Annotated in this window: 2 protein-coding genes; both read left to right on the forward strand. The window is 66.4% G+C overall.

The features are described 5' to 3' along the window. Positions 1-3: 3 nt before the first annotated feature. Positions 4-11,043: a type I polyketide synthase gene (locus OID54_RS35965; protein WP_329026631.1), complete on the forward strand. Its 11,040-nt coding sequence runs from the start codon at positions 4-6 to the stop codon at positions 11,041-11,043. Positions 11,044-11,086: 43 nt separating this feature from the next. Beyond that, entirely contained in the window at positions 11,087-26,416 is a 15,330-nt protein-coding gene (locus OID54_RS35970; protein ID WP_329026633.1) for a type I polyketide synthase, read from the forward strand. Positions 26,417-26,423: the final 7 nt, after the last annotated feature.

Here is a 26,423-nt window from a genome sequence, read left to right on the forward strand (position 1 = left end):
CAGGTGACTGAACTTCAGGCAAAGAGTAACGAAGAGAAGCTGCGCTACTTCCTCAAGCGGGTTTCCACAGACCTCCACGAAGCTCGCGAGCGGCTCCAGGAACTCGATGCTGCCCAGCACGAGCCGATCGCCATCGTCGCGATGGGCTGCCGGTATCCCGGCGGGGTCACCTCACCTGAAGACCTCTGGCGCTTGGTTTCGGACGGCCATGACGCGATCGGCGGCTTTCCGATCGATCGAGGCTGGGACCTGGAAGCACTCTTCGACTCGGACCCGGACAATCGTGGAACCAGCCATGTTCGGGAGGGCGGGTTCCTCGGAGAGATCGACCGATTTGATGCGGGCCTCTTTGAGATATCGCCCCGCGAAGCACAGACCATGGACCCCCAGCAGCGCCTGCTCTTGGAGACCACCTGGGAGACCATTGAGCGAGCAGGAATCGACCACACATCCCTCAGGGGAAGCCGCACCGGAGTATTCGCCGGAGTGATGTATCACGATCACTCGTCGGTGCTGCAACAAGCGGTGGAGGACGTCGAGGGTTACATCGGAACCGGCAGCGCTGCCAGTGTCATTTCGGGCCGGATCGCCTATTCCTTCGGCCTTGAGGGGCCTGCGGTGACGGTGGATACGGCGTGTTCTTCGTCGTTGGTGGCGTTACATCTCGCAGTTCAGGCACTGCGGCAGGGCGAATGTGATCTGGCCCTGGCCGGCGGAGTCACCGTCATGTCCACCCCAACCGCTTTTGTGGACTTCAGTCGTCAGCGTGGGTTGGCTATTGATGGTCGGTGCAAGGCGTTTGCTGCGGCTGCGGATGGTACGGGCTGGGCTGAGGGCGTTGGAATGCTCCTGGTGGAGCGGTTGTCGGATGCTCGTCGGCTGGGCCATCCGGTACTCGCGGTGGTGCGGGGTTCTGCGGTGAATCAGGATGGTGCGTCGAACGGTCTTACCGCGCCGAATGGTCCTGCCCAGCAGCGGGTGATCCGCCAGGCGTTGGCGAACGCCCGTCTGAGTTCCGCTGATGTGGACGTGGTGGAGGCGCACGGTACGGGTACGTCGCTGGGCGACCCGATTGAGGCGCAGGCACTACTGGCGACCTATGGTCAGGACCGCCCAGCGGACCGTCCACTGCTGCTTGGTTCACTGAAGTCGAACATCGGTCACACCCAGGCGGCTGCGGGCGTGGGTGGTGTGATCAAGATGGTGATGGCCATGCGGCACGGTGTCGTGCCGCGTACCTTGCATGTGGATGAGCCGTCTCCGCATATCGACTGGTCGGCAGGAGCCGTCGAGCTGGCTACCGAGCCGATGGAATGGGCCGAGGACCCAGCCAGGCCCCGCCGAGCAGCGATCTCGTCCTTCGGCTTCAGCGGCACCAACGCCCATGCAATCATCGAGGAAGTACTCAGTCCAGAACCTCAGGTGCGGACCGAAGAGGAAGGGCAGCGGGAGTGGCGCCCGACCCCCATCTTGATTTCGGGGAAGACAGACACCGCAGTCCGTGACCAAGCGGCCAAGCTGCTGTTGCACATGGATCACGCCGGGTCCGCTTCATTGGTGGACCTGGGGTTCTCGTCGGCAACATCACGTGCCGCGTTGGAGCACCGCGCCGCGATCGTAGCTACGGATCGACAAGGACTTCGGGTAGCACTGGAAGTTCTGGCGCGAGGAACTCAGACGGACGCAGGCACCTCATTGGTGGCAAAGGCCGTGGCGGCTCCGCAGCAAACGATGGCGTTTGTGTTTTCGGGGCAGGGGAGTCAGTGGTGGGGTATGGGGCGTGGGTTGTATGAGTCGTTCCCGGTGTTTGCGGATGTGTTTGACACTGTGTGTGTCGGGTTGGATGGGTTGTTGGGGTGTTCGTTGCGGGAGGTGTTGTTTGAGGGTGATGGGTCGGCGTTGGCTGGTACGGGGTTGACTCAGCCTGCGTTGTTTGTGGTGGAGGTGGCGTTGTGTGAGTTGTTGGGGTCGTGGGGTGTGGTTCCTGCTGTGGTGGCGGGTCATTCGGTGGGTGAGTTCGCTGCCGCGTATGTGGCGGGTGTGGTGTCGTTGGAGGATGCGTGCCGGTTGGTGGTGGCTCGCGGCCGGTTGATGGAGGACCTTCCGCCGGGTGGGGTGATGGTCGCGGTCGAAGCCTCCGAGGCCGACGTCCTCCCGCTCCTGGCCGGCCTGGAGGACCAGGTCGGGATTGCGGCGGTCAATAGCCCCACCTCGATCGTGCTCTCCGGCACCCACGACGCGGTCACCGCGGTCGTAGAACAGCTAGGTGACCGGCGCTCGAAGGCACTGACCGTCTCCCACGCTTTCCACTCACCGTTGATGGATCCGATGCTGGAAGCGTTCCGTACGGTCGCGGAGAGCGTCACCTTCCATGAGCCGACCGTTCCGATCGTGTCCACGGTCACCGGCCGCCCGATCACGGCGGGGGAGATGTCGAACCCGAACTATTGGGTCGAGCACATCCGCCAACCGGTCCGCTACGCGGATGCGGTCCAGTCGCTCGCCGAGCAGGGCGTGAGTGTCTTCCTTGAGGTCGGCCCTGGCGGAGTCCTGACCGGGCTGACGCAAACCAATCTCGACCATGCCACCGCCATCCCGACCCTCCGCCCCAACACCGCCGAAGACCTCTCCCTCACCACCGCCCTCGCGCACCTCCACGTCCACGGCACTGTCATCGACTGGCCCGCCTTCTACACCGGCCGAGATGCCCAACTCATCGACCTCCCCACCTACCCCTTCCAACGCGACCGCTACTGGCTCGACGTCCGGTCTGACGCTGGTGATCTTGCTGAAGCGGGGCTTAGGGACGCTGAGCACCCGTTGCTTGCCGCAGTCGTTGCCATGGCCGAGGGCGATGGAGTGTTGCTCACCGGCCGTCTTTCGATGGCCGCGCACTCCTGGCTCGCTGAACACGTTGTTCTGGGAACAACGATCCTTCCCGGTACCGCATTGGTCGAGTTGGCGATCAGAGCGGGTGATCAGATTGGATGCGGGCGACTCGAAGAGCTGACTCTTCAGACGCCGCTCGTGCTTCCGGAGACAGGCAGCCTTCGACTACAGGTTGCGGTGGGCGTACCCGACGAGCATGGTCATCGACCGATACGACTGTACTCACAGCGAGATGATGCCTTGGCGACCGAAGCCTGGGCTTGCCACGCTGTCGGAGCGGTGTCGCACACACAGGGAAGCAGCGATTCTGCGCTCCAGGAACCAGTTGTTGATCTAGCCGAGTGGCCCCCAATAGGTGCTGAGCCCGTTGATGTGAGTGCCCTGTACGACCAACTGGCCGAGGTCGGCCTGGAATACGGGCCGGTGTTTCGTGGCGTGCATGCCGGATGGCGCCGCAACGGGGAGTTCTTTGCCGAGATTTCCCTACCCGAGCAGACCTCAGTGGCTGGTTACGGTATCCATCCGGCCCTCTTCGACTCCGCCCTCCACTCGGTGGGTTTGGTGGGACCCGAGGAGCGGACCGATGGACCACTCGTGCCCTTCGCATGGAGCGGTGTCCGGCTTCATGCCACGGGCGCCACTTCCCTTCGCCTGCGTATCGCGCCTGCAAGCACAGGCGGGCGGGGCGCGCTATCACTCCTCGCTGCGGACGGCGAGGGAACAGTGGTGTTCTCAGTCGAATCCCTGGATCTCCGACCGGTCGATGCAGACCAGCTCTCCCGGGCGGGGGACACAAGCGGCGACGGGCTGTTCCGGGTGGACTGGGTACCCCTACGGGACACGGCTTCCCTTGCGGTCAACGACGTTCGGATTCCTCTCCGTGACTCCCTGACCGGACTGGCTGGCGACTTGGATCCGGTTCCGGACGTGGTGGCGGTGAGGGTGCCGATGCTGTCGGGCTGCGGATCCCAGGCACCCACTGCAACCGTTCAAGCAACCCTGCTCCTCATACAAGAATGGCTTTCGCAACCTGAGTTCGAGCTATCGCGGCTGGTACTTGTGACGCAGGGCGCCGTGACGACGGGATTGCGCCCGACCCATGCCGCGGGCGATGCTGCTGGCCACAGCGCGACTGCGGAACCGTATGGTGAAGCGAACGCCGCGCAAGCGGCTGTTTGGGGGCTGGTCCGGTCCGCCCAGTTGGAACACCCCGGTCGATTCGGCCTGGTCGATCTCGTCGATCTGGACGATGGTGAAGACACCACTGAGCTGACGATCGCGATCGTCACGGATGAGCCGCAGATGGCACTGCGTGGGTCGCAGGTGCTTGTGCCACGCCTGGTGCAAGTGGAGCAGACGCTGCCGACCTCCAACCGTCAGCTCTCTTCCACCGAAGGAACGGTCCTCATCACCGGGGCTTCCGGCACGTTGGGGCGGATCGTTGCACGCCATCTGGTGGCCGAGGTCGGGGTACGAAGCCTCGTGCTGGCCAGCCGTAGCGGTCCAGCCGCTGAAGGCGCGGCAGAGTTCTCGGCTGAGCTGCGCGAACTGGGCGCCATCATCGACACGGTCGCCTGCGACGTCTCGGACCGTGAGGCACTCGTGCGGCTGCTCGACCGAGTACCGGGGGAGTACCCCTTGACCGGCGTCATCCATGCCGCTGGTGTCACCGACGACGGTGTGATCTCTGCACTGACCCCCGAACGTGTTGCCACTGTGTTCAAGCCGAAGGTGGATGCCGCCTTCCATCTCCATGAACTGACGAAGGACCTGGACCTCACCGCGTTCGTACTGTTCTCCTCCGCGGCCGGCACGTTCGGCAATGCAGGTCAAGGCAACTACGCGGCTGCCAACGCCGCCCTGGACGCATTGGCCACCACCCGCCGTACCACCGGCCTGCCGGCGCTTTCCCTCGCATGGGGCCTGTGGGCACACACCAGTACACTCTCCGCCGAGTTGGCTGAGGCCGACCACTACCGGATGAGTCGCTCAGGGCTTCTCCCCTTGGAGACCTCGGAGGGTCTCGCACTTCTGGACCGAGCACTCGGTGTGGACGAGCCAGCGCTTGTCCCCGCCCGCTGGGACTTCCCCGTACTGCGTGACCAGGCCCGATCCGGGTCACTCCCCGTACTTCTACGGAGCATGGTCCCCGTGTCCACACAACGGGTGCGGGCCGCAGCCACGCCGTCGGGCGGTGCGAGCACCACCCTCGCCAAGGAACTGGCCGAGCTGACCGAGAGTCGCCAACACGACGCCCTTGTCGAGCTCGTCATCACACATGCCGCTGCCGTCCTCGGGCACGGCCGGCCTGAATCCGTACAGGCGAACCAGGCGTTTCGCGAGCTCGGCTTTGACTCGCTCACAGCCGTCGAGCTGCGAAATCGTCTTGCTTCAGCGACCGGTGTGCGGCTGCCGGCCGGACTCGTCTTCGACTACCCGACGCCGCAGGCGCTTGCCAAGCATCTACGCCAGGAACTACTGGGTGCCGGGGCCGCCGCATCGACGCCTGTTGCGGTGCCCGCATCGGACGACCCCATCGCCATCGTCGCCATGAGCTGCCGCTACCCCGGCGGAGTGGAAACCCCCGAGGACCTTTGGGCGCTGATCGAACTCGGTCGGGACGCCATCTCGGACTTCCCGTCCGATCGTGGTTGGGATCTTGCCCTATTGTCCGAAGGAGGGTCCTCCGGCTCCAGCGATACAAGCGTGGGAGGGTTCCTCTACAAGGCGGGCGAGTTCGACGCGGGCTTCTTCGGGATTTCGCCGCGTGAGGCGCTGGCGATGGATCCGCAGCAGCGGTTGCTGCTGGAGACGTCGTGGGAGGCGTTCGAACGGGCCGGAATCGACCCCACAACTCTGCAGGGGAGTCGCACCGGTGTGTTCACCGGTGCGATGTACCACGACTACGCATCCTCCCTCCAAACGGTTCCCGAAGGCGTGGAAGGATTCCTCGGCACGGGGAACTCGGCGTCGGTGGTCTCGGGGCGGTTGTCGTACACGTTTGGTCTTGAGGGGCCTGCGGTGACGGTGGATACGGCGTGTTCTTCGTCGTTGGTGGCGTTGCATTTGGCGGCACAGTCGTTGCGGCAGGGCGAATGCGATCTGGCCTTGGCCGGTGGAGTTACCGTCATGTCCACCCCAGGGGCATTCGTGGAGTTCAGTCGTCAGCGTGGGTTGGCTGTTGATGGTCGGTGCAAGGCGTTTGCTGCGGCTGCGGATGGTACGGGTTGGGCTGAGGGTGTGGGGATGCTGTTGGTGGAGCGGTTGTCGGATGCTCGTCGGCTGGGGCATCGGGTGTTGGCTGTGGTGCGGGGTTCTGCGGTGAATCAGGATGGTGCGTCGAACGGTCTTACCGCGCCGAATGGTCCTGCCCAGCAGCGGGTGATTCGGCAGGCGTTGGCGAATGCGCGGTTGAGCTCGGCTGATGTGGATGTGGTGGAGGCGCACGGTACGGGTACGTCGTTGGGTGATCCGATTGAGGCGCAGGCTCTACTGGCGACCTATGGTCAGGACCGGCCGACGGATCGTCCTCTGCTTCTCGGCTCACTGAAGTCGAACATTGGTCATACGCAGGCGGCTGCGGGTGTGGCGGGTGTGATCAAGATGGTGATGGCGATGCGGCATGGTGTGGTGCCGCGTACGTTGCATGTGGATGAGCCGTCTCCGCATATCGACTGGTCGGCGGGGGCCGTCGAGCTGGCTACCGAACCGATGGAATGGGCCGAGGACCCAGCCAGGCCCCGCCGAGCAGCGATCTCGTCCTTCGGCTTCAGCGGCACCAACGCACACGTCATTCTCGAAGAGCCGCAGTCGGCTGTATCTCCCAGGCAACAGGATGCTGAGGAGCCCACCGGACAGTTGGCATTCCCTTGGGTCTTCTCGGCCAAGACCCCGGAGGCGCTGCGTGAACAGGCGCATCGTGCCTTGTTGTTCGCTCGGGGGCAGCTGCAAGGAGTCGATGGACCTCGAATCGCCACGGATATTGCGTACTCGCTGGCGACAAGCCGAGCCGCGTTGAGTCACCGTGCCGCCGTGTGTGCGACTGGCACACAAGAGGTTTTGGAGGGATTGGCTGCCCTCGCGCACGGTGAACCCTCTGCTTCTGCGGTCAGCGGTCTTGCTTTGTCTGATGCCAGGCTGGCGTTTGTGTTTTCGGGGCAGGGGAGTCAGTGGTGGGGTATGGGGCGGGGCTTGTATGAGTTGTTCCCGGTGTTTGCGGATGTGTTTGACACTGTGTGTGTCGGGTTGGATGGGTTGTTGGGGTGTTCGTTGCGGGAGGTGTTGTTTGAGGGTGATGGGTCGGGTCTCTCTGGTACGGGGTTGACTCAGCCTGCGTTGTTTGTGGTGGAGGTGGCGTTGTGTGGGTTGTTGGGGTCGTGGGGTGTGGTTCCTGCTGTGGTGGCGGGTCATTCGGTGGGTGAGTTTGCTGCGGCGTATGTGGCGGGTGTGGTGTCGTTGGAGGATGCGTGCCGGTTGGTGGTGGCTCGTGGCCGGTTGATGGAGGACCTTCCGTCGGGTGGGGTGATGGTCGCGGTCGAAGCCTCTGAAGCCGACGTCCTCCCGCTCCTGGCCGGTCTGGAGGACCGGGTCGGGATTGCGGCGGTCAATAGCCCCACCTCGATCGTGCTCTCAGGCACCCACGATGCGGTCACCGCGGTCGTGGAACAGTTGGGGGACCGGCGTTCGAAGGCGCTCACCGTCTCCCATGCTTTCCATTCACCGTTGATGGATCCGATGCTGGATGCGTTCCGCACGGTCGCGGAGAGTGTCACGTTCCATGAGCCGAGCGTGCCGATCGTGTCCACGGTCACCGGACGCCCGATCTCCACCGGCGAGATGTCGAACCCGAACTATTGGGTCGAGCACATCCGCCAACCCGTCCGCTATGCCGATGCGGTCCAGGCTCTGGCCGAGCAGGGGGTGAGTGTCTTCCTTGAGGTCGGCCCTGGCGGCGTCCTGACCGGGCTGACGCAAACCAACCTCGACCATGCAACCGCCATCCCGACCCTCCGCCCCAACACCGCCGAAGACCTCTCCCTCACCACCGCACTCGCTCACCTCCATGTCCACGGCACTGTCATCGACTGGCCCGCCTTCTACACCGGCCGCGGCGCCCAGCTCGTCGACCTCCCCACCTACCCCTTCCAACGCGACCGCTACTGGCTCGAAGCCTCTCCCACAGCCGGGGACCTCACCGTCGCTGGAGTGGAGGACGCAGGTCACCCATTCCTCGGCGCTGCAGTCTCCCTCGCCGATGACGAAGGGCTCGTCCTGACGGGCCGAATAGCGCTTGCCACTCACCCCTGGCTCGCGGAGCACACTGTCATGGGCTCCGTACTCCTTCCCGGTACTGCCCTGGTCGACCTCGCCCTGCACGCGGCACGTGAGCAGAGCGTCGGCTGTGACCGGATAGATGACTTCACCCTGGAATCACCGATCGTCATTCCCGAGGATTCGGCGGTCCAACTGCAACTGAGGGTGGCTGCACCGGGTGCAGACGGCGAGCGGGCTCTGAGAATTCACTCCCGTGCCCTTCCTGCGACGAGTGACGAACCCTGGACGAGTCATGCCAATGGCACGATCTTGCCTCCCACCGCAGCCGCGACATCCCTCCCGTCCAGTGATCTGACCCTATGGCCCCCACCTGAAGCGAAGCCCATCGCAACCGAGTTCCTCTATGGCCAACTGACGGATCTGGGTCTGGACTACGGCCCCCTGTTCCGTGGAGTGAAGAGTGCATGGAGCCAATCGGATGTTCTCTACGCCGAGGTGGAGTTGCCGGCCGGAGCCGACGTCTCAGGGTTCGGTGTTCACCCGGCACTACTGGATGCCTCCCTGCATGTGATGGCGCTCGGCGATCAGCTTGGCGCGGTCAGCCCTCCTGCTGAGCGGTCGGCCCGAGTTCCCTTCTCGTGGAGCGGTGTCACCGCCCACCTGGCGCACCCCTCCACCAGCCGCTCACTACGCGTCCGTATCGCTCCGACCGGGCCCGACTCCGTGTCGCTGATGGCTGCCGATGCGTCCGGACGACCCGTTGTGTCCGTCGAATCCCTCGTTCTGCGTCCGATATCGACCGAGCAGCTGGCTGTTGCCCGCAGCGGTCGATCACGGGACTCGATCTTCCGTCTGGAATGGACGGAACTATCCCTCCGAGGAGGGGTGGATACGGCGGGGAGTGGGGCCGCCCGTGCCGCAGGTCGTGTTGTCATATTCGACTCGGCTCGCTCGACATCGTCTCCTGAAGCGGCCGGAGCGCATGCCCGTCGCGCCCTGGAACTCGTACAAGAGTGGTTGGAACCATCGTCTTCGCCAAGGCAGGAGCATGGGCGGCTCGTTCTGGTGACGAGGAACGCCGTGGCCGTCGATGCTCGGGATGCTGGCGGGCTCGACGTGGCACAGGCCACCGTGTGGGGCCTGCTCAGGTCCGTGCAGGCGGAACATCCGGAGCGCTTCGTCCTGGTGGACGTGGGGCGTGGGCCCGACGACGGGCCCGGGGTGGTGACTGATAGCGGCCACACGCACGACGATGACACAGCGGGGGTGGACCCCGAGGCAGTTCTTGAGCTGTTGGCCGCAGTACCGGTTCATGAGCCACAGATCGCACTGCGCGGAGATCGGGCCTACGTACCGAGACTGACTCGCGCAGTGACGAATGCGCGACCTGTACAAACCTCCGCGGACCTGGGGCTCGCCCCTGCCGGAACCGTCCTGGTGACCGGTGCGACCGGGGCACTCGGCCGGCTGATCGCCCGTCATCTGGTCACCTCCCACGGTGTACGCCACCTGGTGTTGACCAGCCGCAGAGGCGCAGCCGCAACGGGAGCCGCCGCGTTTGAGGAGGAACTGACGACACTGGGCGCCGAAGTGTCCACCGTGGCGTGTGACGCGTCCGATCGGGCCTCGCTCGCTGCGATGATCGACGCCATTCCGAGCGCCCACCCACTGACCGCAGTGATCCATGCCGCGGGAGTCCTCGACGATGCATTGGTGGGGTCGCTGACCGCCGAACGGTTGGAGAGCGTCTTCGCCCCCAAGGTCGAGGCAGCGTTCCATCTGCACCAGCTCACCCGGGAGCTCAACCTGTCGGCCTTCGTCCTGTTCTCGTCGCTCGCCGCCACCTTCGGCAATGCGGGACAGGCGAACTACGCCGCCGCGAACGCCTATATGGATGCCCTGGCGCAGCTCAGGGCGTCACAGGGCCTTCCGGCCGTATCACTGGCCTGGGGACCCTGGGCAGGAGGGGGCGCAGCCGACGGTTCGGGCATGGCGGGAGAGGCCGATCCTCAGGCGCTCGCCCGAATGGCCCGAGCCGGTGTGTCGCCGCTGTCCACGGACGAGGGGCTCGCACTCTTCGACATGGCAACGGCGGCCGTCGCCACGGACAACACGGGCGCACCACGGAGCGATCTGAAGACCGCGCCGGAACCAGACCTGCCCGCCGTACCGGCGGAGGGCGTGTACATCCCGGCCCGGCTCAACCTCACCGCCCTCCGCAACAGGGCGGTCAATGGATCGCTCCCCGCGCTGCTGAGCGATCTGGTCCAGGTGCCCGGTGGCCGGCGCGTTTCCAGCGCCCCGGCGCCGGCCGACCTCGCCGAGCGGTTGGCAGGCGCCTCCGACGAGCAGCGCAGATCCACACTGCTGAGCGTCGTGCGGGCCGAGGTCGCGGCGGTTCTGGGACATGCGTCGGTCGAAGCCATCGGAGCCGCGCAGGCATTTAGGGACCTCGGGTTCGATTCGTTGACCGCTGTCGAACTCCGCAACAGGCTCGGTGCTGCCACCGGACTGCGCCTGCCGGCGAGCCTCCTCTTCGACCACCCCAACCCCAATGCTCTCGCCGAACACCTCGGTGCCGCACTACCGCGCACCTCGGCCGGCGGCACACCGGAGGCCATGGCTCCCTCCCTGCTCGCCGAGATCGATCGACTGGCAGCAGCACTCGACCACTCTCCGTACGACAAGGGAACCCGCGCCACCGTCACCATGCGGCTGGAAGTCCTGCTCGCGAAGTGGCAGGACGCGGGCCGGAGCACGGGAGCGAACGGTGAGGCCGCCACCGGCACGGCTGCAGAAGCCGATGCCGTACTAGCGGTACAAGCCGCCTCCGACGACGAACTCTTCGAGCTGCTCGACGACGAGCTCGGCACCCACTGATCGACAAGCACGAATTCCCCTGGCGTTGAGGAACAGAATTCAGATGACCACTGATGTGAACAAGCTCCGGGACTACCTCAAGCGTGCCACTGTCGATCTCCGCCATGCACGTCAGCGGCTGCGCGAGGCCGAGAGCAAGAACCGTGAACCGATCGCCATCGTCGGGATGAGCTGCCGGTTCCCCGGCGGGGTGCGGTCCCCCGAGGACCTGTGGAACCTGGTCGAATCCGGCGGTGACGCAATATCGGACTTTCCCACCGACCGCGGCTGGGACCTCGACGCACTCTTCCACCCGGACCCGGAACACCCGGGAACCAGCTACACCCGAGAAGGTGGCTTCCTCCATGATGCCGCGGACTTCGATGCCGACTTCTTCGGCATCGGCCCCCGCGAGGCGCTCGCCATGGACCCGCAGCAGCGCCTCATCCTGGAAGCCGCCTGGGAGGCGGTCGAGAGGGCCGAACTGGACCCCGCGGCGCTGAAGGGCAGCCGTACCGGAGTCTTCGCGGGAGTCATGTACCACGACTACGTCTCCCGGCTGCCCGTCATGCCCGAGGGCATCGAAGGTTATGTGAGCACCGGAAACACCGGCAGTGTCGTCTCCGGCCGAATCGCCTACACGCTCGGTCTGGAAGGGCCGGCGGTGACGATCGACACTGCCTGCTCCTCCTCCCTCGTCGCACTCCACCTCGCCGTCCAGGCACTGCGGCAGGGCGAATGCGACCTCGCCCTCGCGGGGGGCGTGACGGTGATGGCGGGCCCCACGACGTTCGTCGAGTTCAGCCGCCAGCGCGGATTGGCACCCGATGGACGGTGCCGAGCGTTCGCGGCCTCCGCGAACGGCACCGGCTGGTCCGAAGGCGTCGGGATGCTCCTGGTGGAGCGGCTGTCCGATGCCCACCGCCTCGGGCACCCGGTCCTGGCCGTGGTGCGTGGCTCGGCCGTCAACCAGGACGGCGCGAGCAACGGGCTGACCGCACCCAACGGCCCCTCCCAGGTGCGGGTCATCCACCAGGCCCTTGCCAATGCCAGGCTGGCCCCTGCCGATGTGGACGCCGTCGAAGCGCACGGTACGGGTACGTCGTTGGGGGACCCGATCGAAGCGCAGGCGCTGCTGGCCGCCTACGGTAAGGACCGCGACGGCGATCGTCCGCTGTGGCTCGGATCGGTCAAGTCCAACCTCGGACACACCCAGGCGGCGGCCGGCGTGGCCGGTGTGATCAAGATGGTGCAGGCACTGCGCCACGGAGTCGTGCCGAAGACCCTGCACATCGATTCCCCGACTCCGCACGTCGACTGGTCGGCCGGCGCTGTGCACCTGGCCACCGCCAACACTCCCTGGCCTGAACTGGACAGACCACGACGCGCGGCCGTCTCAGCGTTCGGTGTCAGTGGCACCAACGCCCACGTCGTCATCGAACAGCACGAGCCCCAACTCGCCGCCGAGCCCTCGTCCCGGCCTTCCGACCCGGTACGGGCGGGCACGGCGAACGGGAACTCCCACCCCGCAGTGCCGGAGGAGCCGAACCCCCCGACCACTCGACGAGACCGCGTTGCTCCGGCGCCGACCGGTGAGGCCGCGGGCCCGTCGGACACATCGATCGATGAGGGCCGCACCACAACCGGGCCCCAGGAGACCGGGACCGTACACACCGACGCCCTACCGCGCCACACCGTGGAGACGGCCGAGGCCGGGCCCGGTCAGCAGGCGCTCATCCCCTGGCCGCTCTCCGGCAAGAATGCGACAGCGTTGGCGGATCAAGCCGATCGACTCCGCTCCCATCTCGCCAAGGAAGCCGTAGGAGCGGCGGCATCAAGCCAGCCGAGCCCGAGCGACATCGGGTACTCCCTCGCCACGACGCGCACCGCCCTGGCCCACCGCGCCGTGCTGCTCGCCAACGACCGATCGGGCCTGGCGGCGGCCCTGGACGCACTCGCCGACGGCACGGCCGCGCCCACGGGCACCCACGTGGTACGCGGCATCGCCGACGACACCCGACAGGTCGCCTTCGTCTTCCCCGGACAAGGCTCCCAGTGGCCGCTGATGGCGCTCCAGCTCCTGGATGCCTCCTCGGTCTTCCGAAACAGGATCGCCGAGTGTGAGCAGGCCCTGGCTCCCCATGTCGATTGGTCGCTCACCGAGGTGCTACGAGGTGCACCGGGGGCGCCGGGCCTCGAACGGGTCGATGTCGTACAGCCGGTGCTCTTCGCCGTCATGGTGTCGCTGGCCGAGGTGTGGCGCTCGTACGGTGTCCGTCCCTCGGCTGTCGCCGGACACAGTCAGGGAGAAATAGCAGCGGCCTGTGTCGTGGGAGCCCTCTCGATTGAGGACGCCGCGAAGGTGGTCGCACTGCGCAGCCGAGCCCTGATCGCCCTCGCCGGCAAGGGCGGCATGCTGTCCGTCGGACTGTCGCTGGAGGACCTCACCCCACGGATGGAGGCTTGGGGAGAGCGGATCTCGATCGCAGCCGTCAACAGCCCCACGTCCATCGTCGTATCGGGCGACCCCACCGCCCTGACGGAGCTCAGGGACGCCCTGCACTCCGAAGACATCCGGGCGCGGATGATCGCCGTCGACTACGCCTCCCACTCCGCACACGTCGAAGAGGTACGCGAACGAGTGCTCACCGCACTCGCGGACATCGTTCCTCAACGGTGTGACGTGCCCTTCTACTCCACGGTCACCGGAACGCTGCTGACGACGGACGAACTGGACGCCGAGTACTGGTACCGCAGCCTCCGGCAGACCGTGCGTTTCGACGAAGTCACCCGTGCCCTGGTCCACGACGGACACACCGCACTCATCGAGGTCAGTGCCCACCCGGTGCTCACCATCGGTATGCAGGAGACCCTCGACGACCTCAACAGCACCGGCGTCGCCCTCGGCACCCTGCGCCGCAACGAAGGCGGCCTGGACCGCATCGTTCAGTCCTTGGCCGAGGCCCACGCCCAGGGCGTCGCCCTTGACTGGCCCGCGGTCTTCGCCGAGGCCGACCTCCGCCGGGTCCAGCTGCCCACGTACGCCTTCCAGCGCCGGCGGTACTGGCTCGACGCGCCGCGCACCTCCGGTGACGTAGCCGGACTCGGGCTGACGTCATTGGACCACCCGCTGCTGGGCGCGGTCGTCGGTCTCGCCGATGCCGACGGTCTCCTGTTGACCGGCCGGCTCGCCACCCGAACTCATCCCTGGCTCGCGGACCATGTCGTGATGGGTACCGTCATCCTGCCCGGTGCGGCGTTCGTGGAACTCGCGATCCGCGCGGGGGATCACCTCGGCTGCGGCCTCCTCACCGAACTGACCCTCCAGGCGCCGCTGATTGTCCCCGAACACGGCGGTGTTGTCGTACAGGTCTCGGTCGGCCAAGCCGGCGGCTTCGGCGAACGATCCCTCGCCATCCACTCGCGCGCCGAGGACACGGACCCCGACGGCACCTGGACCTGCCACGCCACCGGTGTGCTGATGCCCGATGACCCCGGCGCCACCACGGCGACCCTTACCCCGGACGGCACCGAATCGGACGTCTGGCCGCCCACCGGTTCGACCCCCCTCGACCTCACGGACTTCTATGACCGTCTGGCCGAACACTCCTTCGGCTACGGCTCCGCATTCCAAGGGCTCCGCGCCGCCTGGCACCGGGGGAACGAGGTGTTCGCCGATGTGTCCCTGCCGGCGGACCCTGACATCCAGGGCGACGCAGCCAGGTTCGGTCTCCACCCGGCACTCCTCGACGCGGCTCTCCACGGCGTCGGGTTCGGCCCCATCGGCGACATGGGCGCCGGACGGATCGCCTTCGCCTGGGAGAACGTACGCCTGTACGCCACCGGAGCAACACGGCTGCGGGTGCGCATCACCCCCGCGGGCAGCGATGCCGTGGCCGTGGTCGTGGCCGATGACACGGGTCGGACGGTTGCCTCCGTCGACACCCTCACCTTCCGCGAAGCACGCGAAGAACACTTGCGTGCCGCACTGGCCGAGCAGCATCGGGCCCTCTACCGCACGGACTGGCACGGCACTCCGTTCACGGACGCCGGTGTGAACACGATCGGGGCATGTGCCCTCGTCGGAGTCACGGCGAACAGCCCCATGGATCGTGAGGCCGAGGGACTGCGTGAGAGTGGGGCGAGCCCGGACGTCTACCAAGACCTCGCAGCCCTCGCCGACTCCATCTCTGCCGGCGCACTCGTGCCCGAAACGGTCATCGCCATTGCGCCGATGCCCGGCGGTGCTGACGCACGTCCACTCGACGAAATGGCAGGCAACGACACGCGCACTGATGCGGCAGTCGTGCGAGAGATCGCGAAGGACACCCTTGCCTTCATCCAGGCATGGCTCGGCGACCGACGATTCGCCGACACCCGGTTGGTCATGCTCACCCAAGGTGCAGCCGCCCTGCCCCGACCGGACGGCAGAACACCGGACACCCGCCCCGAGCACGCTGCCATCTGGGGCCTGATCCGCTCGGCCCAGTCTGAACAGCCAGGCCGGTTCGTCCTCGCGGATACCGATGGAAAGTCGGCGTCCCTTCGCCACCTCCCCGATGCGATCGCGACCGACGAGCCCCAGTTCGCCCTTCGCACGGGAACGATGTCCGTACCGAGGTTGGCACCAGTAACGATCGGTGCGCCCTCGACATCCACCGCCCCCAATGAACTCAATCCACACGGCACTGCACTGATCACCGGTGGTACGGGAGCTCTCGGCAGACTGCTTGCGGCACACCTCATCACCCACCACCACATACGCAACATCGTTCTGACCAGCCGCCGAGGTCCGGACGCCGAAGGCATGGAGCAGCTCCTCGCCGAACTGTCCGCGCTCGGCGACTCCGTGACCGTCACCATTGCGGCCTGCGATGCAGCCGACAGAGGCTCCCTCGCCGACCTCCTCGCCTCCCTCCCCGAAGACCGGCCTCTGACCGCAGTCGTCCACGCCGCCGCTGTCGTCGCAGGCGGCCTCATCGCCTCCCTCACCGGAGACGATCTCGACCTGGTGTTGCGACCCAAGGTCGATGCCGCCCTCAACCTCCATGAGCTCACCCGAGACATGGAACTGGCGGCCTTCGTCCTCTTCTCGTCCTTCTCAGGCACACTCGGCGGCGCCGGACAAAGCGCCTACGCTGCCGGCAACGCCTTCCTCGACTCACTCGCCGAACACCGAAAGGCACACGGCCTGCCTGCCACCTCCCTCGCCTGGGGAGTCTGGGACGCGCGGGGCGAACAGACCCGACTCAAGACCAGCGACCTGAACCGCATGACCCGAGCCGGACTCGTACCGCTCGAAGCGAGCGAGGGCCTGCGCCTGTTCGACACCGCACTCACCCTCGGCGACCCGGTGCTTGCACCCGTACACCTCGATCTGGCCGCACTGCGCGCCCGAGCCGCATCAGGTCCGGTGCCTCCCCTCCTCCGCGGCTTGATCCGCACACCGTCCCGACGCTCCGCCACCACATCGACACTCACCGGTGCCCAAGGCGCACTCTCGGCTGAGCTGGCAGCACTAGCCGAGCTGCCCCCCGGCGAACGCACAGCGGCCATGGTCACACTTGTACGGGCTCAGGCAGCCGCTGTACTCGGCCACGCGGCCCCCGACGCCATCGACCCTGAGCGGGCCTTCCGAGAGCTCGGTTTCGACTCCCTCGCCGCCATGGAACTCCGCAACCGGCTCGGCACTGTCGTCGGCGTCCGGTTGCCGGCTACTGTCGTCTTTGACCACCCAACTCCTTCCTCGCTTGCAGAGCACCTGCTTCGAGAGATCCCCGGAGCCGGTCCGAAGGCGGTCACCGCCGCACGTGCTGTTGTGCCTTCCCACCGCAGTATCGATGAGCCCATCGCGATCGTGGGCATGGGCTGCCGCTTCCCCGGTGATGTGTCCGGACCTGAGGACCTCTGGCACCTGCTGGTCACGGAAACCGACGCCATCACCGGCCTTCCAACCGACCGCGGATGGAACCTGGACACCCTCTACGACCCGGACCCGGCGAACCCTGGCACCAGCTACGTCCGTGAAGGCGGCTTCCTGCACGGCGCTGCCCGGTTCGACCCCGACTTCTTCGGGATCTCACCACGTGAAGCCCTGGCCATGGACCCTCAGCAGCGACAACTACTCGAAGTCAGCTGGGAGACGTTCGAGCGTGCAGGCATCGACCCCGCACAACTGCGGGGCAGTCGGACAGGTGTCTTCGCGGGAACCAACGGACAGGACTACGCGGCCGGGCTGACCGATCAATCGGAAGACGCCCTGGAAGGCCATCTTTTGACTGCCAACTCGGCGTCGGTGGTCTCGGGGCGGTTGTCGTACACCTTTGGTCTTGAGGGGCCTGCGGTGACGGTGGATACGGCGTGTTCTTCGTCGTTGGTGGCGTTGCATCTCGCGGTTCAGTCGTTGCGGCAGGGCGAATGCGATCTGGCGCTGGCCGGTGGAGTCACCGTCATGTCCACGCCTGGCGCACTGATCGGCTTCAGCCGGCAGCGCGGCCTCGCCAAGGACGCCCGCTGCCGAGCCTTCGCCGCCTCTGCCGACGGCACGGGACTGTCCGAAGGTGTGGGGATGCTGCTGGTGGAGCGGTTGTCGGATGCTCGTCGGCTGGGGCATCGAGTGTTGGCTGTGGTGCGGGGTTCTGCGGTGAATCAGGATGGTGCGTCGAATGGTCTTACTGCGCCGAATGGTCCTGCGCAGCAGCGGGTGATTCGGCAGGCGTTGGCGAATGCGCGGTTGAGCTCGGCTGATGTGGATGTGGTGGAGGCGCACGGTACGGGTACGTCGTTGGGCGACCCGATCGAGGCGCAGGCACTACTGGCGACCTATGGTCAGGACCGCCCGGCGGATCGTCCTCTCCTTCTCGGCTCACTGAAGTCGAACATTGGTCATACGCAGGCGGCTGCGGGTGTGGCGGGTGTGATCAAGATGGTGATGGCGATGCGGCACGGTGTCGTGCCGCGTACGTTGCATGTGGATGAGCCGTCTCCGCATATCGACTGGTCGGCGGGGGCCGTCGAGCTGGCTACCGAGCCGCTGGAATGGGCAGCAGTTGAGGGGCGTCCTCGTCGGGCGGGGGTGTCCTCCTTCGGAGTGAGCGGCACCAATGCCCACGTCGTCATCGAACAAGCCCCGGTCGAGGACCCCACGACACACACGGATCCGCAGCCGGACTCCGGTCCGGTCGTTCAGCCCTGGCTGATATCAGCCAAGGACGAGAAGGGACTGCGAGCTCAGGCGGAACTCCTCCTTGCCCATGTCCAGAGCACCCCGGCCCTTCCTCTTGGCGACATCGCCCTCTCACTGGCGACCACGCGCGCCTTCTTCCCTCACCGGGCAGCAGTCGTCGGCAACGGGCGTGATGAGTTGCTGCGCGGATTGTCCGCGCTGACCATGACGGATCGCGAAGCCCACCAGGACTTGGTTTCCGGCACCGCGCTGCCCACAGTGAAGACGGCGTTTGTGTTTTCGGGGCAGGGGAGTCAGTGGTGGGGTATGGGGCGTGGGTTGTATGAGTTGTTCCCGGTGTTTGCGGATGTGTTTGACACTGTGTGTGTCGGGTTGGATGGGTTGTTGGGGTGTTCGTTGCGGGAGGTGTTGTTTGAGGGTGATGGGTCGGGGTTGGCTGGTACGGGGTTGACTCAGCCTGCGTTGTTTGTGGTGGAGGTGGCGTTGTGTGGGTTGTTGGGGTCGTGGGGTGTGGTTCCTAGTGTGGTGGCGGGTCATTCGGTGGGTGAGTTCGCTGCGGCGTATGTGGCGGGTGTGGTGTCGTTGGAGGATGCGTGCCGGTTGGTGGTGGCTCGTGGCCGGTTGATGGAGGATCTTCCGGCTGGTGGGGTGATGGTCGCGGTCGAAGCCTCTGAAGCCGACGTCCTCCCGCTCCTGGCCGGTCTGGAGGACCGGGTCGGGATTGCGGCGGTCAATAGCCCCACCTCGATCGTGCTCTCCGGCGTGGAGGATGCGGTGACCGCGGTCGTGGAACAGTTGGGGGACCGTCGTTCGAAGGCGCTGACCGTCTCCCATGCTTTCCATTCACCGTTGATGGATCCGATGCTGGACGCGTTCCGCACGGTCGCGGAGAGCGTCACCTTCCATGAGCCGACCGTGCCGATCGTGTCCACCGTCACCGGACGCCCGATCACCACAGGCGAGATGTCGAACCCCGAGTACTGGGTCGAGCACATCCGCCAGCCGGTCCGCTATGCCGATGCGGTCCAGGCTCTGGCCGAGCAGGGGGTGAATGTCTTCCTTGAGGTCGGACCTGGCGGAGTCCTGACCGGGCTGACCCAAACCAACCTCGACCACGCAACCGCCATCCCAACGCTCCGCCCCAACACCGCCGAAGACCTCTCCGTAGCCACCGCCCTCGCCCACCTCCACGTCCACGGCACCCCCATCGACTGGCCCGCGTTCTACACCGGCCGCGGCGCCCAGCTCATCGACCTCCCCACCTACCCCTTCCAACACCAGCACTACTGGGTATCGCCGATTGGGGCTCGCGACCCCGAAGTCGGGACGCATCCGTCGGATATCGAATTCTGGAATGCGGTGGAGAGCCAGGACCTTGCGGCGATGGCCGAACGGCTTGAGCTCCAGGTCGACGCCGACACCCCTTTCGGCACCGTACTTCCAGCACTCTCGCAGTGGCGCCGGCACCAGCGTGATCAGTCGACCATCGACGGCTGGCGATACCAAGTGTTCTGGAGGGCACTCACCAGTCAGGAATCCACAGCTCCAAGCGGGTCGTGGCTCTTGGTTCTGCCCGAAGAAACCGAGCATGTCACCGCCACCGCCCACGGAATCTCCCAAGCTCTACAAAGCCACGGTGTAGACGTCGTACGACTCGCCGTGGCCGTTCAAGAAGACCGACAGTCCCTCGCCGGCCGCATCCGGAAGTTGCTCGACGAAGGGCAGGCCCCCACGGGGGTGCTCTCCTTGCTGGCGCTGAACGAAGAACCACACCCTGACCACCATGAACTACCCGCAGGGCTGGCCCTCACCACCGTACTGATTCAGGCGCTGGGCGATGCAGAACTGGCGGCACCTCTGTGGTGCGCAACCAGGGGCGCAGTGGCGGTTGGCTCCTCTGAGACGGTGAACAGCGCCCGACAAGCCATGATCTGGGGGCTCGGGCGCGCCACGGCGTTGGAGTATCCCTCGCGCTGGGGCGGCCTGGTCGACCTGCCTGCGAAGCTGGACGACCGTGCCGCAAAGCGACTGCTGTCGACCCTTGGCACATCGCCGGGGGGCGAAGATCAGTTCGCTGTGCGGGCCTCTGGAGTGTTCGTCCGTCGTCTACGCCGGGCTATCGTCGCAAGCGGCTCCGCCGAGTCGGAGTGGCAGCCGCGCGGCACGGTTCTCATCACCGGCGGTACCGGTGCGCTGGGAGCACAGGTCGCACGCCATTGGGCCCGGGCCGGAGCCGAACACATCGTGCTCACCGGACGGCGCGGGGCGCAGGCTCCCGGGGCCGTGGAACTTGCCACGGAACTGGAGGCCCTGGGCGCGACGGTGACCATCGCGGCCTGTGACGTATCGAACCGTGAGGCCGTAGCGGATCTGCTTGCGTCACTCCCCGTCGAGCACCACCCCTTGACCGCGGTGGTGCACGCGGCTGGTGTTCCCCAGTTCAGTCCCACCGATTCCTTGAGCTGTGCCGATCTTGCGGCCGTACTCTCCGCCAAGGTATCCGGGGCGATCCATCTGGATGAGCTGCTGGGCGATCGAGAGCTGGATGCCTTCGTCCTGTTCTCTTCCGTCGCCGGAGTATGGGGCAGCGGCGGGCAGGCGGCCTACTCCGCCGCCAACAGCTTCCTTGACGGGCTCGCGGAACAGCGCAGGTCCCGAGGGCTGACCGCCACGGCGGTGGCATGGGGGCCGTGGGCCGACGCGGGCATGGCGGGCGACGACGAGGCGGAGTCCCATCTTCGGCGCCGCGGCCTGCCTTCGATGTCACCCGACTTGGCACTCCATGCCCTCCAGCGGACCCTGCAACTGAACGACACCGCCACCGTGCTGGCCGACATCGCCTGGGACCGCTTCGCTCCCGCCTTCACCGTCGCCCGGCCCAGTGCGCTGCTCGCCGATCTGGCCGAGGCCCAAAGTGCGTTGACCGTGTCGGAAGGCTCTGCCACCGGAGCGGTGGAGAACGGGGCAGCGGCAGGGGGATCGCGACTCGCCCGACTCTCGCCTATCGAACGACGCCGAACCCTCCTCGAACTCGTACGTACCGAGGTGGCCCGAGCGCTGGGACACGTCGGACCCGAAGGCGTGGCGTCGGACCGGGCATTCAAGGACCTGGGATTCGATTCGCTGACCGGCATCGAACTCCGCAACAGACTGCAACATCTCACCGGTCTCTCTCTGTCGACCACATTGGTGTTCGACCAGCCCAACGCGGAAGCACTCGCCACCTTCCTCAGCTCCGAGCTCGCCGGCGATGACACGGCCGGGAGCGGAGACCGGTCGAGTGAATCAACATCGACGGCAGCTGGCCACACCTTCTCCGGATCGGTGGTCGGCAACGGCGAGCCGATGGCGATCGTGGCCATGAGCTGCCGTTTCCCTGGCGGCGCGAACTCTCCCGAGGAGCTGTGGCAGCTACTCGCGAACGGAGTCGATGCCGTCTCCCGGTTCCCCACCGATCGTGGCTGGGATCTCGAAGCTCTGTACCACCCGGACCCCGAGCACGCCGGCACCACGTACGTCGATGAGGGTGCCTTCCTCTACGACGCAGGCCGATTCGACTCCGGGTTCTTCGGAATCTCCCCCCGCGAGGCGTTGGCGATGGATCCGCAGCAGCGGCTGCTGCTGGAGACCTCCTGGGAGGCTCTGGAGCGGGCACGGCTCGCGCCATCCTCCCTGCGCGGCTCACGAACGGGAGTTTTCATCGGCTCCGGCTACCAGGGGTACGGCGCGGGCCTGGCCGACCTGCCGGAAGGTGTCGAGGGGCATCTGCTCACCGGCTCCAGCAGCAGCGTCATGTCAGGTCGGATCGCCTACTCGCTTGGCCTTGAGGGGCCTGCCGTCACGGTTGACACGGCCTGCTCGTCATCGCTGGTCGCCCTGCACCTGGCCGTTCAGTCGCTACGGCAGGGCGAGTGTGAACTAGCACTCGTCGGCGGCGCTGCCGTGATGTCCAGCCCGAACGCGTTTATCGAGTTCAGCCGCCAGCGGGGACTTGCGACCGATGGCCGCTGCAAGCCGTTCTCCGCGGCTGCGGATGGTACGGGTTGGGGTGAGGGTGTGGGGATGTTGCTGGTGGAGCGGCTGTCGGACGCCCGTCGGCTCGGTCATCCGGTCCTCGCTGTGGTCCGGGGGAGTGCGGTGAACCAGGACGGTGCGTCCAACGGTCTGACCGCGCCCAGCGGGCCCGCACAGGAGCGAGTCATCGAGCAGGCCCTGGCCTCAGCCGGTCTATCGGCCTCCGACGTGGATGCGGTGGAGGCCCACGGCACGGGGACCGCACTGGGCGATCCGATCGAGGCTCGCGCTCTGCTGGCCACGTACGGCCGGGAACGGCCGGTAGGCCGTCCCCTCCTTCTTGGCTCACTCAAGTCGAACATCGGACACACTCAAGCCGCCTCGGGCATCGCCGGCGTCATCAAGACCGTCCTGGCGCTTCAGCACGGCCTGCTTCCCAAGACCCTGCACGTGGACGAACCGTCACCGCATGTGGACTGGTCGGGCGGAACGGTACAACTGCTCGCTGAGTCGGTGCCGTGGGAGGACAATGGCCGGCTTCGACGGGCAGCGGTGTCTTCCTTCGGTGTGAGCGGCACCAACGCCCACACCATCATCGAGCAGGCACCGGCGTCCGCCGACGAACCGGCCGAACGGGAGAGCAGCGACGGTGAGCGCCACCAACTCTGGGTGGTGTCCGGTAGGGACGAGGCGGCATTGCGTGACAACGCGCGCAATCTCGCCACCTTCGCGCGGAACGCTCAGGGGATTGCCGCGATGGACGTCGCCCATTCCCTGGCTGAGTCGCGTACGGCTCTGGCGCACCGAGCTGTTGTCTTGGGTCGGACCACAGCCGAACTGACGGCCGGTCTTGATGGGCTGGGCAGAGGAGTGCACTCCGCCGAGACAGTCAGCGGTCTTGCTTCGTCTGATGCCAGGCTGGCGTTTGTGTTTTCGGGGCAGGGGAGTCAGTGGTGGGGTATGGGGCGTGGTTTGTATGAGTTGTTTCCGGTGTTTGCGGATGTGTTTGACACTGTGTGTGTCGGGTTGGATGGGTTGTTGGGGTGTTCGTTGCGGGAGGTGTTGTTTGAGGGTGATGGGTCGGGGTTGGCTGGTACGGGGTTGACTCAGCCTGCGTTGTTTGTGGTGGAGGTGGCGTTGTGTGGGTTGTTGGGGTCGTGGGGTGTGGTTCCTGCTGTGGTGGCGGGTCACTCGGTGGGTGAGTTCGCTGCCGCGTATGTGGCGGGTGTGGTGTCGTTGGAGGATGCGTGCCGGCTGGTGGTGGCTCGCGGCCGGTTGATGGAGGATCTTCCGGCTGGTGGGGTGATGGTCGCGGTCGAAGCATGCGAAGCCGACGTCCTCCCGCTCCTCGCTGGCCTGGAGGATCAGGTCGGGATTGCGGCGGTCAATAGCCCCACCTCGATCGTGCTCTCCGGCACCCACGACGCGGTCACCGCGGTCGTGGAACAGCTAGGTGACCGGCGTTCGAAGGCGCTGACCGTCTCCCATGCCTTCCATTCACCGTTGATGGATCCGATGCTGGACGCGTTCCGTACGGTCGCGGAGAGCGTCACGTTCCATGAGCCGACCGTGCCGATTGTGTCCACGGTCACCGGCCGCCCGATCAGCACCGGCGAGATGTCGAACCCCGAGTACTGGGTTCAGCACATCCGCCAACCCGTCCGCTACGCCGATGCGGTCCAGGCACTGGCCGAGCAGGGGGTGAATGTCTTCCTTGAAGTCGGACCTGGCGGAGTCCTCACCGGGTTGACCCAAACCAACCTCGACCATGCAACCGCCGTCCCGACCCTACGAGCAGATGCCCGGAGCGAAGACGCTGCGCTGCTCGCAGCGGCGGCCCGTCTCCATGTGCGCGGGGTGGACCTCCACTGGTCGGCAGTCCTGGGACCGGACCGGATGCGGCGTATCGACCTGCCCACGTACTCCTTCCAGCGAGCCCACTACTGGCTCGACGCAGGCAACACCAACGCCGTTGGTTCCCTCAACCCCGAAGATCCGGCGGAGTCGGAGTTCTGGGACACCGTTGAGAACGGACGGCCCGATGCCGTGCCCGAATGGCTTGGGCTTCAGCAAGGCGCCTCGGTCGACTCGGTCTTCGACGCACTCGCGACCTGGCGGCGCGAGAACCGTACCCGCACCGCTCTGGACGGCTTGCGCTACCACACGGTGTGGGAGCCGAAGACCGATCTCTCATCCGCAGCCCTCTCCGGTACCTGGGTGGTCGTGACACCCGAAGAGGAAGAAGCCGGACCTTACATCCGCATGCTGCGGAGCAGGGGCGCGCAACCTCTGTTGGTGACGGTCGCCGACCCTGGAGTCGACAGGGAATCACTGGCCGTGCTGCTCGGCAAAGCCATGGCCGGCCACGACGGATCTCTCAACAGCCGCCAAGAGCACGACATCACCGGTGTGTTGTCGCTGCTGGCAATCGATGACCGGGTGCACCCGGACCAGCCAGGTCTACCGTCCAGTTTGACGTCCACCGTCGCACTGATCCAGGCACTGACCGACATGACGATGAACGCTCCCCTGTGGTGTGTCACACGGGCCGCGGTCTCCGTCAGTTCCTCCGAGCCGCCACTACGGCCGCTGCAGGGGCTCCTATGGGGCCTGGGGCGGGCGGCTGCGTTGGAAAGCCCGGAGCGTTGGGGCGGGCTGGTCGATCTGCCTGCCACACGGGACGACCGCTCACTCAGCCGGCTCGCGGATGTCCTGGCCGCAGCCGATGCCGAGGACCAGCTCGCCGTACGCGGCGCGACCGTGCTGGTACGCAGACTGACCCGCTCACCCCGGACCAGCGGCCCCGTCACCCACAACGGTTGGAAGCCCCGCGGAACCGTCCTGATCACCGGGGGTACGGGTGCACTCGGTGGGCACGCCGCCAGATGGCTGGCCCGTGCCGGAGCCGACCATCTGGTTCTCACCAGCCGTCGTGGGGCACAGGCCGAAGGCGCAGCGGAACTAGCAGCAGAACTGGCGGACATGGGCACCAGGGTCACCATCGCGGCTTGTGATGTGGCTGACAAGGCGGCGGTCGCCCGACTCCTCGCCTCCCTCGCAGACGACGCGGCCCCGCTCACCGGAGTCGTACACGCGGCAGGACTTCCCCAGCTGAACTCGATCACCGACACCAGCCTGGAGGAACTGGCCGCAGTGGTGACCGCGAAGGTCGCGGGGGCGACCCACCTGGATGAGCTGCTGGGAGATCGAGAACTCGACGCCTTCATCCTCTTCTCGTCCGTGTCCGGAGTGTGGGGCAGCGGCAAGCAGGCCGCGTACTCGGCGAGCAATGCCTTCCTCGACGCGCTGGCCCACGACCGTCGTGCCAGGGGGCTCGCCGCGACGGCCGTCGCCTGGGGCCCATGGGCCGAGAGCGGAATGGCGGCCGACGGTGGCGCCGAGGAATACCTTCGACTCAGCGGACTGCCCTCGCTCTCGCCTGACCTCGCCGTATCGGCCCTACAACTCGCCATGGACCGTGACGAGACCGCGGTGGTGGTGGCCGATGTGGACTGGGAGCGGTTTGCTCCTTCCTTCACCATCGGCCGCCCGAGCCCCCTCCTCGCAGACCTTCCGGAAGCTCGCGCGGCGCTGGAAGGCGACAGCGCCAACAGCGGAGGGAGCACCGTCACCCAGCCCGGGCGAGACGCGGTCGAACTGGTGCAGAAGCTATCCGACCTCTCCGCTCAGGACCGGCACGACCTTCTGTTGGAGATCGTGCAGCGAGAGGCCGCCGCTGTGCTGGGCTACTCCCACACCGACGCCATCGAACCCGAGCGAGCATTTCGAGAGCTCGGCTTCGACTCGCTCACGGCAGTCGAGCTCCGCAACCGACTGGGCACCGCCACCGGCCTCAAGCTCCCCACCACCATGGTCTTCGACCACCCCACCCCCGACGCACTCACCGACCATCTGCGGAGTGAACTCTTCCCCGGCACGGCCGCACCGGACTCGCCCGTCGACGCAGACAGTGGAGAAGAGGCCATTCGGCGGGCGCTCGCAACGATCCCGCTCGCACGGTTGCGAGAAGCGGAATTGATGGACGTTCTGCTGAAGCTCGCCGGCCCGGGCCAGCAGGGCACGGCAGCGGATGACACAAACGATCACAACGACAGCCCGGAGTCCGATCAGGCGATCGCGACGATGGACGTCGATCACCTCATTGAACTCGCCCTTGGCGACAGCGACCTCTGACAGTGGC

The sequence above is a fragment of the Streptomyces sp. NBC_00690 genome, assembly GCF_036226685.1.
Lineage (GTDB): Bacteria > Actinomycetota > Actinomycetes > Streptomycetales > Streptomycetaceae > Streptomyces.

Excerpts from the sequence above, each read along its gene's own strand:
- OID54_RS35970 (WP_329026633.1), top strand. The coding sequence starts at position 11,087 with ATGACCACTGATGTGAACAAGCTCCGGGACTACCTCAAGCGTGCCACT.